Genomic DNA, 703 nt, shown 5'->3' with positions numbered 1-703 from the left:
GACGTGGCAAACCTGCAAAGCGAAGTAGTTGTTTTGGCTGCTTGCCTTCTTTTGCGCATATTAAGCGTACTTGAGCGCTGGTATGGTCTGACTCTTCTGGCGTGTTAGCCATCTTGGCTCTAATGGGGTTTAAATCTACATAGGCCATACACGCTGCAATTGCGGCTTCATCAAGTAAAGCTTGCGATTTGAATCTCCCCTCCCAGAACCTCCCTGTGCAATTATCTTCTTTATTTGCTCTTCGCGCTATATCTTCATTTAACAGGCGCATAAACCAGCTGATACTTGCTAAACGTTCTCGGTATTGTTTTACCGTTTGATTGAAAAAGGTGAGTTCAACTTTACTTAGCTTCTCGCCTTGTATGTATTTTTGCGTTAGTAATGTGCCTTTACAGAGTTTATGCCAGCGAATAACAATCGCTTTATCATTCAGCCTATTTGCTTTTTTATCATCTACATACAGTACTAAATGGGTATGATTGCTCATTACGGCATAAGCGCACACATCAATACAAAATACCTTAGCTAATTCACCCAGCTTATCTTCAACCCATCCTCGTCGATGCTCGTAAGATTGACCAGTGAAACGGTCTTCGCCACATAAAAATGCACGACGAACACACCGTGAAATACAGTGATAGTATTTTGTATCAACCAAACTTACTTGTCGCTTTCTTGCAATTGCCATAAGACACTCTGCCTG

The 703-nt window shown here is 41.8% G+C and carries 1 protein-coding gene; it reads right to left on the bottom strand.

From position 1 onward, the window contains the following. The coding region (locus tag PAT01_RS20035; RefSeq protein ID WP_154946071.1) for a transposase at positions 1-688 on the bottom strand (688 nt) is incomplete at its 3' end. Positions 689-703 lie beyond the last annotated feature (15 nt).

Origin of the sequence: Pseudoalteromonas atlantica, assembly GCA_007988745.1 — a bacterium.
GTDB classification, from domain to species: Bacteria; Pseudomonadota; Gammaproteobacteria; order Enterobacterales; family Alteromonadaceae; genus Pseudoalteromonas; species Pseudoalteromonas atlantica.
The sequence above is the reverse complement of the archived record's forward strand: the minus strand, read 5'-3'. Positions and strand labels throughout refer to the sequence as shown.